At 60.8% G+C, this 16,122-nt stretch carries 14 protein-coding genes; 7 read left to right on the top strand and 7 right to left on the bottom strand.

Going from position 1 to position 16,122, the window contains the following annotated elements:
• Positions 1 to 117 precede the first annotated feature (117 nt).
• The 6 genes from era to lptF form a co-directional block, all read right to left on the bottom strand.
• Positions 118 to 1,020, bottom strand: coding sequence for a GTPase Era (gene era, locus ACWNZ1_RS15305; protein WP_135847025.1), 903 nt, complete (start codon positions 1,018 to 1,020; stop codon positions 118 to 120).
• The gene (rnc, locus tag ACWNZ1_RS15300) at positions 1,013 to 1,702 is read right to left on the bottom strand and encodes a ribonuclease III (protein ID WP_135847026.1); all 690 of its coding nucleotides are present in this window, start codon (positions 1,700 to 1,702) and stop codon (positions 1,013 to 1,015) included. The genes era and rnc overlap by 8 nt, the downstream gene beginning before the upstream one ends.
• A gap of 184 nt (positions 1,703 to 1,886) precedes the next feature.
• Positions 1,887 to 2,741 carry a signal peptidase I gene (lepB, locus tag ACWNZ1_RS15295; protein WP_135847027.1) on the bottom strand — a complete coding sequence of 285 codons (855 nt, stop codon included), beginning with the start codon at positions 2,739 to 2,741 and terminating at the stop codon, positions 1,887 to 1,889.
• A 5-nt stretch (positions 2,742 to 2,746) separates the two neighbouring features.
• Positions 2,747 to 4,546: a translation elongation factor 4 gene (gene lepA, locus ACWNZ1_RS15290; RefSeq protein ID WP_135847028.1), complete on the bottom strand. Its 1,800-nt coding sequence runs from the start codon at positions 4,544 to 4,546 to the stop codon at positions 2,747 to 2,749.
• Positions 4,547 to 4,745: 199 nt separating this feature from the next.
• The gene (gene lptG, locus ACWNZ1_RS15285; RefSeq protein ID WP_135847029.1) at positions 4,746 to 5,807 is read right to left on the bottom strand and encodes an LPS export ABC transporter permease LptG; all 1,062 of its coding nucleotides are present in this window, start codon (positions 5,805 to 5,807) and stop codon (positions 4,746 to 4,748) included.
• Positions 5,800 to 6,921: an LPS export ABC transporter permease LptF gene (gene lptF, locus ACWNZ1_RS15280; RefSeq protein WP_135847030.1), complete on the bottom strand. Its 1,122-nt coding sequence runs from the start codon at positions 6,919 to 6,921 to the stop codon at positions 5,800 to 5,802. The genes lptG and lptF overlap by 8 nt, the downstream gene beginning before the upstream one ends.
• 316 nt (positions 6,922 to 7,237) lie before the next feature.
• Between lptF and ACWNZ1_RS15275 the strand changes: the two genes are divergently transcribed.
• The 5 genes from ACWNZ1_RS15275 to rlmF all read left to right on the top strand — a co-directional run bounded on the left by ACWNZ1_RS15275 (position 7,238) and on the right by rlmF (position 13,899).
• Complete coding sequence (locus ACWNZ1_RS15275) at positions 7,238 to 8,728, top strand: leucyl aminopeptidase (RefSeq protein WP_135847031.1); 1,491 nt, start codon at positions 7,238 to 7,240, stop codon at positions 8,726 to 8,728.
• 60 nt (positions 8,729 to 8,788) lie between these two features.
• Positions 8,789 to 9,217 carry a DNA polymerase III subunit chi gene (locus tag ACWNZ1_RS15270; protein ID WP_135847032.1) on the top strand — a complete coding sequence of 143 codons (429 nt, stop codon included), beginning with the start codon at positions 8,789 to 8,791 and terminating at the stop codon, positions 9,215 to 9,217.
• Between the two features lie 7 nt (positions 9,218 to 9,224).
• The gene (locus tag ACWNZ1_RS15265) at positions 9,225 to 9,590 is read left to right on the top strand and encodes a DNA polymerase III subunit chi (protein ID WP_135847033.1); all 366 of its coding nucleotides are present in this window, start codon (positions 9,225 to 9,227) and stop codon (positions 9,588 to 9,590) included.
• Between the two features lie 243 nt (positions 9,591 to 9,833).
• Complete coding sequence (locus ACWNZ1_RS15260) at positions 9,834 to 12,680, top strand: valine--tRNA ligase (protein WP_135847034.1); 2,847 nt, start codon at positions 9,834 to 9,836, stop codon at positions 12,678 to 12,680.
• A gap of 193 nt (positions 12,681 to 12,873) precedes the next feature.
• A complete protein-coding gene (rlmF, locus tag ACWNZ1_RS15255; protein ID WP_135847035.1) occupies positions 12,874 to 13,899 on the top strand; it encodes a 23S rRNA (adenine(1618)-N(6))-methyltransferase RlmF in 1,026 nt (341 codons plus the stop codon).
• 175 nt (positions 13,900 to 14,074) lie between these two features.
• On the opposite strand, the gene ACWNZ1_RS15250 is transcribed toward rlmF, so the two are convergent.
• Positions 14,075 to 14,356, bottom strand: coding sequence for an HU family DNA-binding protein (locus ACWNZ1_RS15250; protein WP_007905514.1), 282 nt, complete (start codon positions 14,354 to 14,356; stop codon positions 14,075 to 14,077).
• Between the two features lie 395 nt (positions 14,357 to 14,751).
• On the opposite strand from ACWNZ1_RS15250, the gene yejK reads away from it, so the two are divergent.
• Together yejK and ACWNZ1_RS15240 are read left to right on the top strand one after the other, a co-directional pair.
• On the top strand, positions 14,752 to 15,756 hold the full coding sequence (yejK, locus tag ACWNZ1_RS15245; RefSeq protein ID WP_135847036.1) for a nucleoid-associated protein YejK: 1,005 nt from the start codon (positions 14,752 to 14,754) through the stop codon (positions 15,754 to 15,756).
• The gene (locus ACWNZ1_RS15240) at positions 15,756 to 16,112 is read left to right on the top strand and encodes a glutaredoxin family protein (RefSeq protein WP_256453702.1); all 357 of its coding nucleotides are present in this window, start codon (positions 15,756 to 15,758) and stop codon (positions 16,110 to 16,112) included. Before yejK ends, ACWNZ1_RS15240 begins: the two co-directional genes overlap by 1 nt.
• Positions 16,113 to 16,122: the final 10 nt, after the last annotated feature.

Genomic DNA, 16,122 nt, shown 5'->3' with positions numbered 1-16,122 from the left:
ATGTGGGAGCGGGCTTGCTCGCGAAGGCGGTGTGTCAGTCAACATAATCGTTAACTGACACACCGCCTTCGCGAGCAAGCCCGCTCCCACAAGGTCGGTGGTGTGCCGCTGGACGAGTTACAGGTCGCCGTAACCCAGCGACCGCAACGCCCGCTCATCATCGGACCAACCGCCCTTCACCTTGACCCACAGGTTGAGCATGATCTTGGAGTCGAACAGCAGCTCCATGTCCTTGCGCGCTTCGGTGCCGATGCGCTTGATGCGCTCGCCCTTGTCGCCAATGATGATTTTCTTCTGGCCGTCACGTTCGACGAGGATCAACGCATGAATGTGCAGAGTCTTGCCCTGTTGCTTGAACTCTTCGATCTCGACCGTGATCTGGTAGGGCAGCTCGGCGCCCATCTGGCGCATGATTTTTTCGCGCACCAGTTCTGCGGCGAGGAAACGGCTGCTGCGGTCGGTGATCTGATCTTCCGGGAAGAAGTGATCGTTTTCCGGCAGGTGCTCGGCAATCACCCGCTCCAGCGCCTCGAGGTTATGCCCGTGCTGGGCAGAGATCGGAATGATCTGGGCGTTCGGCAGCTGTTCCTGCAACCAGGACAGGTGCGGCATCAGCTCAGCCTTGTCTTCGATGCGGTCGGTCTTGTTCAGTGCCACGATCAGCGGACCGGTCACGTACTGGACGCGTTCGAGGACCATCTGGTCTTCGTCGGTCCACTTGGTGCGATCGACCACGAAGATCACCACGTCGACGTCTTTCAACGCCGCCGAAGCGGTCTTGTTCATGTAGCGGTTCAAGGCCTTTTCGCCGCCCTTGTGCATGCCCGGGGTGTCAACGTAGATCGCCTGCACGGCGCCTTCGGTCTTGATGCCCAGCATGTTGTGGCGAGTGGTCTGGGGCTTGCGCGAGGTGATCGCCAGCTTCTGGCCCAGGATGTGGTTCAGCAGCGTGGACTTGCCCACGTTCGGCCGGCCGACGATGGCGACATAGCCGCAGCGGGTGACGGTTGTATCAGTCATTGCCATTCTCCACGCCCAGGGCAATCAGTGCTGCGGCGGCCGCTACCTGTTCGGCAATACGACGACTCACACCCTGACCTCGGCTTTTTTCATTCAGTAGGACAACTTCGCATTCGACGAAGAACGTTCGGCAATGCGGCTCGCCCTGGATATCCACCACTTCGTAGCGCGGCAGTTCGCAACTGCGCGATTGCAGGAATTCCTGCAGTCGGGTCTTTGGATCCTTGTTGGTGTCCACCAGCGTCAGGCTGTCGATCTCGGAGGTCAGCCAGGCCAGCACGCGCTCGCGCGCCATCTCCATGCCCGAGTCCAGATAGATCGCGCCAATCAACGCCTCCAGGGCGTCGGCCAGAATCGACTCGCGACGGAAACCGCCGCTCTTCAATTCACCGGACCCCAGGCGCAGGTATTCGCCCAGGTCAAAACCACGGGCCAGCACGGCCAGGGTCTCACCTTTTACCAATCGTGCGCGCAAACGCGACAGCTGGCCTTCGCGGGCCAACGGGAAACGCTCGAACAGCGCCTCGCCAGCCACGAAGTTGAGGATGGCATCACCGAGGAACTCCAGGCGTTCGTTGTTGCGCCCGGCAAAACTGCGGTGAGTGAGGGCCAGGACCATCAGTTCCTGGTCCTTGAAGGTGTAGCCGAGCTGACGCTCGAGACGACTTAGAGAAGCGCTCACGGTTTACCCACGCTGAGTTCGTGGCTGGATTCCACCGCCACGGCGGCAAGGCACCGTTGGCTTGGGACAATTAACGCTGTGTTCAAAAATAACGTCCTGAGTATCGTTGGCTTCATGCCTTCGGGCAGCCTTGTACGGGCTCCAGAAATGCATTCGGCGCTGTGTTCAACAGCGCCGTGTGTGATTACTTGATCAGGCCAACCCGCGAAAAATTCGGCAGGTGACTGAGTTTGGGTTCCGGCCAGCTCATCCAGACCGCGAAGGCCTTGCCGACGATATTCCGGTCGGGGACCATGCCCAGCATGTCCTTGGGAATGTTTGGATCATCCCAGTAACGGCTGTCGTTGGAGTTGTCACGGTTGTCGCCCATCATGAAATAGTGCCCGGCCGGCACGGTCCACGAGCGGTCCGGCGCGGCGCGGTAGCGGCTCATTTCCTTGCGGATCAGGTGTTCGGCCTCACCGAGTTTTTCCTGGTAGAGCTCAGCGCTGCCCAGGGTACCCGGCTCGGAGCCGATCAGTTGTTCGGCCACCAGTGCACCATTGACGAACAGGCGCTTGTCGGCGGTGTAGCGGATCGAGTCGCCCGGCAGGCCAACGACACGCTTGATGTAGTTGACGTTCGGGTCGCTCGGGAAGCGAAACACCATCACATCGCCGCGTTGCGGGTCACCGACCTCGATGACTTTCTTGTCGATCACCGGCAGGCGGATCCCGTAGGAAAACTTGTTCACCAGGATAAAGTCGCCTACATCCAGGGTCGGCTTCATCGAGCCGGACGGGATCTGGAACGGCTCCACCAGGAACGAGCGCAGCACCAGCACGATGAACAACACCGGGAAAAACGACTTGCCGTATTCGACCAGCAGCGGTTCCTTGTTGAGTTTTTCGACCACCACCCCATCAGGCTGGCTGACGCTGCCCTGATAAGAGGCAATGGCCGCCCGGCGCCGAGGCGCCAGGAACAACAGATCAAGCAACGCCAACAGGCCGCAGACGAACACGGCGATAACCAGCAACAGCGGGAAATTTAGCGACATAGGACCTAACTATCCAACCTGAGCACCGCAAGGAAGGCTTCCTGTGGAATTTCCACATTACCGACCTGCTTCATGCGTTTTTTACCGGCCTTCTGCTTTTCCAACAGCTTGCGCTTACGGCTGACGTCGCCGCCGTAGCATTTGGCCAATACGTTCTTTCTGAGCGCCTTGACGGTTGTACGCGCCACAATCTGCCCGCCAATGGCGGCCTGGATTGCCACGTCGAACATCTGCCGCGGAATCAGTTCCTTCATCTTCTCGGTCAATGCACGACCTTTGTAGTGCGCGTTGTCACGGTGCACGATCAATGCCAGGGCATCGACCTTCTCACCGTTGATCAGCACATCCAGCTTCACCAGATTAGCCGATTGGTAACGATCGAAATGATAGTCCAGCGAAGCATAGCCGCGACTGGTGGATTTCAGGCGATCGAAGAAATCCAGTACCACTTCGTTCATCGGCAGGTCGTAGGTCACCTGGACCTGCGTGCCGAGGAACAGCATGTCGTGCTGTACACCACGCTTCTCGATGCACAAGGTAATGACGTTGCCCAGGTGTTCCTGAGGCACGAGGATGTTGGCCCGCACGATAGGCTCGCGCATATCCTCGATGGCCGACAGGTCCGGCAGCTTGGACGGGTTGTCGACGTAGATGGTTTCGCCGTTCTTGAGCAGCAGCTCGAAGATTACGGTAGGCGCCGTGGTGATCAGGTCCAGGTCGTACTCGCGCTCCAGGCGCTCCTGGATGATTTCCATGTGCAGCATGCCCAGGAACCCGCAACGGAAACCGAAGCCCAGGGCGTCGGAGCTTTCCGGGGTGTATTGCAGGGACGAGTCGTTCAGCGTCAGCTTTTGCAGGGCCTCGCGGAAGTCTTCGAAGTCGTCGGAGCTGACCGGGAACAGGCCGGCGTAGACTTGCGGTTGGATCCGTTTGAAACCTGGCAGCACATCGACGTCGGGGGTGGAGCTCAAGGTCAGGGTGTCACCAACCGGCGCCCCGTGGATGTCCTTGATGCCGGCGATGATGAAGCCCACTTCACCGGCCTTCAGGTCGACGGTGGCAGTGTGTTTCGGGTTGAATACACCGACGCTGTCCACCAGGTGGATCTTGCCGGTGGACTTGACCAGGATCTTGTCGCCCTTCTTCACGCGGCCATGGCGCACGCGAACCAGGGAGACCACGCCCAGGTAGTTGTCGAACCAGGAGTCGATGATCAACGCTTGCAGCGGATCTTCGATGTTGCCGGTCGGCGCGGGAATGGTGGCCACCAGGCGTTCGAGCACTTCGTCCACGCCCAGGCCGGTCTTGGCGCTGCAGGTGACCGCGTCGGTGGCGTCGATGCCGATGATTTTCTCGATTTCTTCCTTCACGCGGTCCGGATCGGCCTGGGGCAGGTCGATCTTGTTCAGCACCGGCATGACTTCCAGGCCCTGCTCGATGGCCGTGTAGCAGTTGGCAACCGACTGGGCTTCGACGCCCTGGCCGGCATCGACCACCAGCAAGGCACCTTCACAGGCCGCCAGCGACCGGCTGACTTCATAGGTAAAGTCGACGTGGCCCGGGGTATCGATGAAGTTCAGCTGATAGGTGACGCCATCGCGGGCCTTGTAGTAGAGGGTAACGCTGTGGGCCTTGATGGTGATCCCGCGCTCACGCTCGAGGTCCATGGAGTCCAGGACCTGGGCTTCCATTTCGCGCTCGGCCAGGCCACCGCACATCTGGATGAAGCGATCAGCCAGCGTCGACTTGCCATGGTCAATGTGGGCGATGATGGAGAAATTGCGGATATGACTCAAATCACTCACGGATCAACACTCAAAAAGGCTGCAGGCATGGCCCGCCGAAAAATAGCCGGGAATTGTACCTGATACACCGCGCAAGTGGGAGCAAAGCTTGCTCGCGAAACAGCCACCTTAGTTTCTGAAAGACCGCATCGCCTGTGTCGCGAGCAAGCTTTGCTCCCACATAGCCTTGCTCCCACAGCCCCCTGCTACAGGTGCGCGATCAACCCGCCCGACGCAGCAACCAGAGCCCGGCCAGTGCGCAGACAGCAGCCGGTACCAGCACCGCGAACAGCGGCGAGAAACCGAACACCAGGCTCGACGGCCCCAGCAAATCCTGGGCAATACGGAAAGTGAAGCCCACCAACACACCGGTAAATACCCGTTGACCGAGGGTCACCGAACGCAGCGGGCCGAAGATGAAGGAGATCGCCATCAGCACCAGGGCGGCGGTGACCAGCGGTTGCAACACCTTGACCCAAAAAGCCAGCCAGTAGCGGCCATTGTTCAGGCCCTGGTCCGCCAGGTAGTGGATATATCCCCACAAACCCGTAATCGACAGGGACTCCGGCGCCATCACCACGGTGCTGAGCAATTGCGGGCTGATCGACACGTCCCAACGCTCCTGCGGGGCGGCGACCACTTCGGTGCGCTTGTCATGGAACAAGGTGGTGGTGACATCGTTCAGTTGCCAGTGATCCTCGGCAAATTTGGCGCGCTTGGCGAAGCTCGACGACAGCATGTGCCGCTGCTCGTCGAAGCGATAACGGGTCACGCCATAGAGGATGCCATTGGGCTGGACCGAGTTGATGTGGATGAACTCATCGCCCTGGCGGTGCCACAGGCCATGCTTGGCGCTTTGCGCGTCGCCGCCGCCCTGGGCCAGGGAACGGTTGGCCTGGGCGGTATTTTCGGTGGCCGGGGCGATGTATTCGCCGATCAACACACCCACCAGCATCAACACCAGCATCGGCTTCATCACCGCCCAGACGATCCGACCAATGGACACACCCGCGGCGCGCATGATGGTCAGCTCGCTGTTGCTGGCCAGGCTGCCCAGGCCGATCAGGCAACCGATCAGTGCGGCCATCGGCAACATGTCGTACAGACGCCGCGGCGCAGTGAGCAGTACGTAGCTCGCCACGTCCGTCAGGGTGTAGGTGTCGCTGACGTCGCTCATTTCATCGATGAAGGCAAACAGGGTCGCCAGGCCAAGGATGATCCCCAGCACCGCAAGGATCGCCATGAACACGCTGCTGCCGATGTAGCGATCGAGCTTAACCACGGGCCACCTCCAGCACGCTGCGGCGACTGGCCAGTTTCAAGCGTAGTGGCTCCCAGTAGAGCAAGCCCAGGCCGATGGCCAGGAAGATCGAGTGCACCCACCACAAGCCCAGGGTCGGCGGAATCTTGCCTTTCTCCAGCGCACTGCGAGCAGAAATAAGGATGGTCAGGTAAGCCATATACAGAAGAATCGCCGGCAGCAGCTTGAGGAAACGACCCTGGCGCGGGTTGACTCGCGACAGCGGGACCGCCATGAGGGTCACGATGAACACCAGCAGCGGCAGCGACAGGCGCCATTGCAGCTCGGTGCGCGCACGGATGTCATCGCTGCCCAGCAGGCTGGCGGTGGGCATCGCGTCACGGTCGGTGACTTCGTCGCTGACCTCAGGCTTGGGCAGCAGCACGCCATAGGTGTCGTACTTGATCGCCCGGTAGTCGGCCTGGCCCGGTTTGCCGTCGTAGCGGTAGCCGTTTTCCAGGATCAGGTAGCGGTTGCCATCCGGGTTGATTTCCTGGCGGCCCTTCTCAGCCACCAGCACGGAAATGCCGCGATCCTTTTTAGTATCGGAAGACAGGTTCTTTTGCGTGATAAAGACGCCGCCCAGGTTGATCCGGTCGTCCGAGAGCTGTTCGGTGTAGGTGACCCGGCTACCGTCGCGCAGGGCCTGGAAACGACCCGGCACCAGGGTGTCGAATTCGGTCATGGCGTCCTGCTGGTTGATCAGCAGTTGGAACTGGTTGGCGCCCTGGGGCGACAGGCTCAGGCTCAGCCAGGCCACGACCAGCGCCACCAATGTGGCCGGGAACAGCGTGATGCGAAACAGGCGCTGCTGGCTCATGCCGGTGGCCGACAGCACGGTCATTTCGCTGTCCAGGTACAAGCGGCCGTAGGCCAGCAAAATGCCAAGGAACAGCCCCAGCGGCAGGATCAGTTGCAGGAAGCCCGGCAGGCGGAACCCCATGATCAGGAACAGGGAGCCCGGGTCCAGGGCGCCGGAGGCCGCCTGGGCGAGGTATTTGATGAAGCGTCCGCTCATGATGATGACCAGCAGCACGGCGCTCACGGCACTCAAGGTCAGCAGGACTTCGCGGGATAGATAACGAAAGACGATCAAACCAGACACTCCAGGGTTGTCAGGCTAAGGCGGCCAAACAAGCAAACGTATCGAGCCGGCCCGCCAACGCGAACCGCCGAAAAAAGAGCCGCATTATCCTGTGATTGGAGGCGCCTGTCACTGCGCACGCTTTAAACCGCTGCTTAAAGCCGCAAAGTTAGCGTTGCCAGTGGGGTTGTCAGGCTCGGGCGCCGGGGTTCAAACTGCGGCCTTTGTCGCCGGCAAACACCGGCGCTTCTTTTATATAGAAGAAGCTCGCGCAGCGCGCCATCGTCTCGGCGCCTGGCATCTTGATCATTGACTCAGGGATCCGGACATGGAACTGGTTGTAAAAAGCGTCAGCCCAGAAACGTTGAAAACCGCCACGCTGGTGGTCGCCGTCGGTGAAAATCGCAAACTCGGCGTGGTCGCCACCCAGCTCGATACCCTCAGCGGCGGCGCCCTCAGCGCCGTGCTCAAGCGCGGCGACCTGGCCGGCAAAGTCGGCCAGAGCCTGTTGCTGCACAACCTGCCCAACCTCAAGGCCGAGCGCGTGCTGCTGGTGGGCGTGGGCAAGGACGCCGAACTGGGCGACCGTGCGTTCCGTAAAATCATCGCCGGCGTGCTGGGCACCCTCAAGGGCTTGGGTGGCGCTGATGCCGCCCTGGCGCTGGACGAGGTGGTGGTCAAGGGCCGCGACAGCTACGGCAAGAACCGATTGCTGGCCGAGACCCTGGTGGACGGCGAATACCAGTTCGACCAGTTCAAGAGCCAGAAAGCCGAACCCCGTGCCCTGAAAAAAATCACCCTGCTGACCATCAAGGCCGCCCAGGCCGAAGTCCAGCGCGCCGTGACCCACGCCACCGCGATTGCCAATGGCATGGCTTTCACTCGCGACCTGGGCAACCTGCCGCCGAACATCTGCCACCCAACGTTCCTCGGCGAACAGGCCAAGGCACTGGGCAAGGAGTTCAAGGGCCTGAAGGTCGAAGTCTTTGACGAGAAAAAAATCAAGGACCTGGGCATGGGTTCGTTCTACTCCGTCGGCCAGGGCAGCGCCCAGCCGCCGCGCCTGATCGTCATGCAATACAACGGCGGCAAGAAATCCGAGAAGCCTTACGCGCTGGTCGGCAAGGGCATCACCTTCGACACCGGTGGCATCAGCCTCAAGCCCGGTGCCGGCATGGATGAAATGAAGTACGACATGGGCGGCGCCGCCAGCGTGTTCGGCACCCTGCGGGCCGTGCTCGAACTGCAGCTGCCGATCAACCTGGTGTGCATCCTGGCCTGCGCCGAGAACATGCCAAGTGGCACGGCCTCGCGCCCGGGCGACATCGTCACCACCATGAGCGGCCAGACCGTGGAAATCCTCAACACCGACGCCGAAGGCCGCCTGGTGCTGTGTGACGCCCTCACCTACTCCGAGCGCTTCAAGCCGCAAGCGGTGATCGACATCGCGACCCTGACTGGTGCCTGCATCGTCGCCCTGGGCTCCCACACCTCGGGCCTGCTGGGCAACAACGACGAACTGATCGGACAATTGCTCAGCGCCGGCCAGCAGGCCGACGACCGCGCCTGGCAACTGCCGCTGTTCGATGAGTACCAGGAACAACTGGACAGCCCGTTCGCCGACATCGCCAACATCGGTGGCCCGAAAGCCGGGACCATCACCGCAGCGTGCTTCCTGTCGCGCTTCACCAAGAACCTGAACTGGGCGCACCTGGACATCGCCGGCACGGCCTGGACCAGCGGCGGCAAGGACAAGGGCGCCACCGGCCGTCCGGTCCCCCTGCTGACCCAATACCTGCTGGACCGCGCCAAGGCCTGACACCGATGACCGTCGTTGGCGTCACCCTCAGGTGGCGCCATCGGCGGCTCAGGAACTGCAATGACCAAAGTCGATTTCTACATCCTGCCCAGCGCCGATCCGTCGGCGCGGCTGGATTTCGCCTGCAAGCTCACCGAAAAGGCTTGGCGCATGGGCCACCGCATCTACCTGCATTGCAGCGATGCCGCCCAGCGCGAGGATTTGGACGCACGCTTGTGGGCCTTCAAGGGCGAAAGCTTCGTACCCCACGGCCCGGCGGAAAGCGAACCCGAGGGGTTGATCGTGCTCGGACTGGGGGATGACTGCGGTCAGCACCAGGACCTGCTGGTCAACCTTGATCTGAAAGTACCGGCCTTTGCCCAGCGTTTCGCCCGTGTGGCGGAAGTGGTGGTGGAAGACCCGGCCATCCGTCAAGCCGCGCGGGAGAGTTTCCGTTTCTACCGCGAACAGGGCTATCCTCTGCAAGACCACCGTTTACAGCGACTCTGAGCCTACGATGGACACTCCAAAAACGCCGCAAAAACCCGCGCACTTGCTGGACGACCTTGAGTCGATCCGCCAACTGCTCGGCGACGACAACCTGCAACCACCGCTGCTGACCGATACAGTGGAGCACGAGCCCGTCCACGACGAACAGATTCCCCTGCTGTTCGAGCCGGTCAACGGCCAACCCCAACCCAAACCTGCCGCCAAGGCCGAGCCCAAAGGGCCCGACGCCCTGCTGCACCTGGACAGCGAACTGCGCGCCGCCGCGCAATTGATCATGCAAGACGTCATCGACGACTTCGCCCCGCATATCGAGACCGAGATCAAGCGCCGACTGGATGCGCGGATGGAGCGGTTGTTGAGTCAGTACGAGTAACCCGTTCTACCCACCGAATAACCCTGTGGGAGCGAGCTTGCTCGCGAAGGCGGTGTGCCAGCCGGCACATTTAAACCTGACACACCGCCTTCGCGAGCAAGCCCGCTTCCACATTGCTCAACTGTGTTCACAAACTATCCGTCGGGCTGCTCGCTTACAGCTTGCCGCTTGTGGCTTGCATCTCCCCCGCCCGCTATACTTCCCGGCTTTTCCTGAATAAATGCCAATAGGGTCCCGCCGCGCATGGATAAGACCTACCAGCCGCACGCCATTGAAACTTCCTGGTACAACACCTGGGAGTCCGAGAATTATTTCGCTCCGCAAGGCGCGGGCGATTCCTACACCATCATGATCCCGCCGCCGAACGTCACCGGCAGCCTGCACATGGGCCACGGCTTCAACAACGCGATCATGGATGCCCTGATCCGTTTCCGCCGCATGCAAGGCCGTAACACCCTGTGGCAGCCGGGCACCGACCACGCGGGTATCGCCACGCAGATGCTGGTGGAGCGTCGCCTCGAAGCCCAGGGCCAGAATCGCCATGACCTGGGTCGCGAGAAATTCCTCGAGAAAGTCTGGGAATGGAAAGACGAGTCCGGTGGCAACATCAGCCGGCAGATCCGTCGCCTCGGCTCGTCCGTGGATTGGAGCCGCGAGCGCTTCACCATGGACGATGGCCTCTCGGAAGCGGTGAAAGAAGCCTTCGTGCGCCTGCATGAAGACGGCCTGATCTATCGCGGCAAGCGCCTGGTCAACTGGGACACCAAGCTGCACACGGCGATTTCCGACCTCGAAGTGGAAAACCATGACGAGAAAGGTTTCCTGTGGAACCTGAAATACCCGCTGGCCGACGGCGCGAAAACTGCCGAGGGCAAGGATTACCTGATCGTCGCCACCACGCGCCCGGAAACCATGCTCGGTGACGCCGCCGTGGCAGTGAACCCGAATGACGAGCGCTACCAGGCCCTGATTGGCAAGTTCGTCGAACTGCCGTTGGTCGGCCGGCGCATCCCGATCATCGGCGACGACTACTGCGACCCTGAATTCGGCACCGGCTGCGTGAAAATCACCCCGGCCCACGATTTCAACGACTACGAAGTCGGCAAGCGCCACAACCTGCCGCTGCTGAACATCTTCGACAAGAACGCCAATGTTCTGCCCGCCGCCCAGGTGTTCAACCTCGACGGCACCCTGAACGAAAGCGTCGACGGCCAGATCCCGGCCGAATACGCCGGTCTCGACCGCTTCGAAGCGCGCAAACAGATCGTTGCGGCGTTCGACGCCGCCGGCCTGCTGGTCAGCGTCGACGACCACGGCCTGAAAGTCCCGAAAGGCGACCGCTCTGGCACCATCATCGAGCCGTGGCTGACCGACCAGTGGTACGTGTCCACCAAGCCGCTGGCCGAGCCGGCAATTGCCGCCGTGGAAGACGGTCGCATCCAGTTCGTGCCCAAGCAATACGAAAACATGTATTTCTCGTGGATGCGTGACATCCAGGATTGGTGCATCAGCCGTCAGCTGTGGTGGGGCCATCGAATCCCAGCCTGGTACGACGAATCGGGCAAGGTCTACGTCGGCCGCGATGAGGCCGAAGTCCGTGCCAAGCACAACCTCGGCCCGGACGTAGCGCTGCAACAGGACAACGACGTACTCGACACTTGGTTCAGCTCGGGCCTGTGGACCTTCTCCACCCTGGGCTGGCCGCAACAGACCGAGTTCCTGAAGAAATTCCACTCCACCGACGTACTGGTCACCGGTTTCGACATCATTTTCTTCTGGGTCGCCCGGATGATCATGATGACCATGCACTTGATGAAAAACGAGGACGGCACGCCACAGGTACCGTTCAAGACCGTTTACGTCCATGGTCTGGTGCGCGATGGCCAGGGCCAGAAAATGTCCAAGTCCAAGGGCAACGTCCTCGACCCGCTGGACATCATCGACGGTATCGACCTGGAAACCCTGGTACAGAAACGCACCTCCGGCCTGATGCAGCCAAAACTGGCGAAAAAGATCGAGAAGGCCACCCGCGAAGAGTTCGCCGAGGGCATCGCCAGCTACGGCACCGACGCCCTGCGCTTCACCTTCTGCTCGCTGGCGTCCACCGGTCGCGACATCAAGTTCGACATGGGCCGCGTCGAAGGCTATCGCAACTTCTGCAACAAGATCTGGAACGCCGCGCGCTACGTGCTGGACAAAGGCGAAGACTGCGGCCAGAACGGCGAAGCCTATGAACTGACCCTGGCCGATCGCTGGATCATTTCGCAGCTACAACGCACCGAGGCCGAAGTGACGCGCCAGCTCGATCAGTTCCGTTTCGACCTGGCGGCACAGGCCTTGTACGAGTTCATCTGGAACCAGTATTGCGACTGGTACCTGGAACTGTCCAAGCCTGTACTGTGGGATGAAAACGCACCGGTCGAACGCCAGCGCGGCACCCGCCGTACCCTGGTGCGCGTATTGGAAGTGGCCCTGCGCCTGGCGCATCCGTTCATGCCGTTCATCACCGAGGAAATCTGGCAGCGCATCGCACCGCTGGCCGGCGCCCAAGGCAAGACGATCATGCTGCAACCTTGGCCGGTGGCCAACGAAACCCGCATCGATCCGGCGGCCGAAGACGACATCGAATGGCTCAAGACCTTCATGCTGGGCCTGCGTAACATCCGCGCCGAAATGAACATCGGCCCGGGCAAACCCCTGACCCTGTTCCTGAAGAACGCCAGCGCCGAAGACCTGCGCCGCCTCAACGAAAATGAGGCGCTGCTCAAGAAACTGGCGAAGCTCGAATCGGTGACCGTCCTGGCGGCCGGCGAAGAAGCGCCGTTGTCCGCTACCGCCCTGGTCGGCGAGATGGAAGTGCTGGTGCCGATGGCCGGCCTGATCGACAAGGCCGCCGAATTGGCGCGCCTGGACAAGGAAATCCTGCGCCTCAAAGGCGAAGTGCAGCGGGTCGGTGGCAAGCTGTCCAACGCCGGCTTCGTCGACAAGGCCCCGGCCGAAGTCATCGAGAAGGAACGGGCCAAACTGGCCGAGGCCGAACAGGCCTTGGGCAAGCTGGCCGAGCAGCACGCGCGGATTGCCAGCCTGTAACGGTGGCTCGCAATGAAGAAGGAGGTCCTGATGGACCTCCTTTTTTATGCCTGGCACTTTTTCCCAAACAATGAAGACCCCTTGTGGGAGCGGGCTTGCTCGCTCCCACATTTAAACCGCGCAGTCATCAAGACAGGGCTGGATGTGGGACAATACCCGCCACTTTTTGAACCCTCCCCGAATCGACCCGCCCATGACCGCCCCCCGCACACCCAAACCTGCACGCCAAAAGCCCAAACCCGCCACCGAGGCCAAAGCCGTGGCACCGCGGGAGAAGGCCAGCCTGCACCCGCGCAACCGCCACCAGGGCCGTTACGACTTCCCGGCGTTGATCAAGTCCACGCCTGAATTGGCCAAGTTCGTGATCATCAATCCGTACGGCAAGGAAAGCATCGACTTCGCCAGCCCCGAAGCCGTGCGAGTATTCAACCGGGCGCTGCTCAAATCCTTCTATGGCATCGCCCATTGGGACATTCCGGCCGATTACCTGTGCCCTCCGGTGCCAGGCCGTGCGGACTACGTGCACTTCCTCGCCGACTTGCTCGCCAGCCACAACGACGGTGAAATCCCGCGCGGGGCGGCGGTCAAGGTGCTGGACATCGGCACCGGCGCCAACTGCGTCTATCCGCTGATCGGCCATAGCGACTACCGCTGGCACTTCCTGGGCTCGGAGATCGACCCGACGGCCATCGCCTCGGCCAAGGCCATTGTCCAGTCCAACGGCTTGAACAAGGTCATCCAGTTGCGTCAGCAAGCCAATCGCAAGCACATCCTGCTGGGCTTGCTGGAGGACGCCGAGCGGTTCGACCTGACGATGTGCAACCCGCCGTTCCACGCGTCGCTGGAGGAAGCCACCAAGGGCAGCCAGCGCAAATGGCGGGCGCTGGGCAAGGCCGATCCGAAACGCAAGCTGCCGGTGCTGAACTTTGGCGGTCAGGCCGCCGAACTGTGGTGCGAGGGCGGGGAAGCCCGGTTCGTGACGCAACTGATCAGCGAAAGCGCACAGCTTGCCCGGCAAGTGCTGTGGTTCAGCACGCTGGTGTCGAAGGCGTCGAACCTGCCGGCGATTCAGGCCGCGCTGAAAAAGGCCGGCGCACTGCACAGCCAGGTGGTGGAAATGTCCCAGGGGCAAAAGCAGAGCCGCTTCGTGGCCTGGACCTTCCAGACTGAGGAGCAACAGCAAGCTTGGCGCCAGTCGCGGTGGGCCCGCAAGAACTGAGTGGGAGCACGGCTTGCCCGCGATGAAGGTGACTCGGTTTCAGAAAGATCGCATCGCCTGTGTCGCGGGCAAGCCTTGCTCCCACAAACTCCCCTCGCCACAGGCCCCTTTATCCAAGACAACAAAAAACCGTGCCCGGATCACTCCGCGGCACGGTTTTTTTATTGCAGCAGTCTTACTTGTTGACCGCGTCGGTCAGGCCTTTGGCCACAACCAGCTTGATCACTTTCTTGGCAGCGATTTCGATGGCAGCGCCAGTCGAAGGGTTACGGCCAGTACGGGCAGGACGCTCGGTGACTTTCAGCTTGCCGATACCTGGCAGAGTGATTTCGCCGCCATTTTCCAGCTGATCGGCAACGATTTGGCCCAGTTGGTCCAGAGCGTTACGCGCGGTGGTTTTCGGCGCGTCGATTGCTTCAGCGATGTCAGCGATCAGTTGGTCTTTAGTAAGAGCCATGTAGTGTTCCTTCCCTATCAAATTCATATGGATTGCAGAGTGCAGTGTCAGCCATCGAGCCCGATCTCTCTTGATCAGGCACCCTCGGCAATCACCACGACGGATCGGGGTAATAGATGCCGAAAACCGGGTTTGGTTCGACCTGACAAATGCTGAATGCACGCTTAACGCAGTGACTTCGCGTAAGACCGGGCAAAACTAGCACAGAGCAGGGGAAATATCCGCTTCTAGCTACCCATTTGGTCAGGTTTCTTGCGCTAAAACGGTAAAAAATTGCATATGGGCTGTCGCAAGGGTCTGAAAGGGCCTTTGCAAGGTTCCAAAACCAGTGATTGCGGTACACTGGGCCTTTTTTGGGGAGCGCCCCCTCCTCTCTTTCATCAGCCGAGAAACCCATGCCGATCCGTCATTGCATCGTCCACCTGATCGACAAAAAACCCGACGGCACACCCGCAGTGCTCCATGCCCGCGACTCTGAACTGAGCGAGTCCACGGCCATCGAGAACATGCTCGCCGACCTTAACGAGAGCTACAACGCCAAACAAGGCAAGGCCTGGGGCTTCTTCCATGCCGAATCCGGAGCACATCCGTTCAGCGGCTGGCTGAAGGAATACCTGGAGGGTGGCAAGGATTTCACCGCCTTCAGTCGCGTGGCGGTGGAACACCTGCAAAAGCTGATGGAAGAGTCCAACCTGTCGGTGGGCGGCCACGTGCTGTTCGCGCATTATCAACAAGGCATGACCGACTACCTGGCCATCGCCCTGCTGCACCACAGCGAAGGCGTAGCGGTGACCGATGAACTGGACGTGACCCCGTCCCGGCACCTGGACCTGGGCCAGTTGCACCTGGCGGCGCGGATCAACGTGTCGGAATGGCAGAACAACAAGCAATCCAAACAGTACATTTCCTTCATCAAGGGCAAGAACGGCAAGAAAGTCTCGGAGTACTTCCGCGACTTCATCGGCTGCCAGGAAGGTGTCGACGGCCCCGGCGAGACCCGCACCCTGCTCAAGGCCTTCAGCGACTTTGTCGAAAGCGAGGACCTGCCGGAAGACGACGCTCGAGAAAAAACCAAGACCCTGGTGGATTACGCCAGCAGCCAGGCCAAGCTCGGCGAGCCGATGGGCCTGGAAGAGCTGTCCGAACTGATCGACGAAGATCGCCCGAAAGCCTTCTACGACCACATCCGCAACAAGGACTACGGGCTGTCGCCGGAGATCCCGGCGGATAAACGCACCCTCAACCAGTTCCGCCGTTTCACCGGCCGCGCCGAAGGCCTGTCCATCAGCTTCGAAGCGCACCTGCTGGGCTCCAAGATCGAATATGACGAAGAAGCCGGCACGCTGATCATCAAGGGCTTGCCCACGTCCCTGACCGATCAGCTCAAGCGACGCAACTGATGCTGGGTGGGGTACTGAAGAAGTTTCTGCTGATTCTGCTGGTAGTGGTGGCGTACCAGAACTGGGGCAAGATCGAACGGGTGTTCAACCCGTCGCAGATGGTTTCACAGCAGATTCGCAGCAACGCCCGGGTCGTGCTGTATGCCACCGACTGGTGCGGCTACTGCAAGGCGACACGACGGTTCCTGGATGAGAAAGGCGTGCCGTTTCGCGAGTTCGATATCGAGAAAGATGCCGAGGCGCGTAAGGCCTACGAGGCGCTGGGCGGTCGGGGAATTCCGATCCTCGATGTGAATGGCACGTTGATTCGTGGGTATGAACCGGAGAACATTCTCAAGGCGTTGTCCGCTTTATAGTTCTGATGGC

The organism is Pseudomonas sp. CFBP 5748 (assembly GCF_053850495.1).
This window is presented reverse-complemented; position numbering and strand designations above follow the sequence as displayed.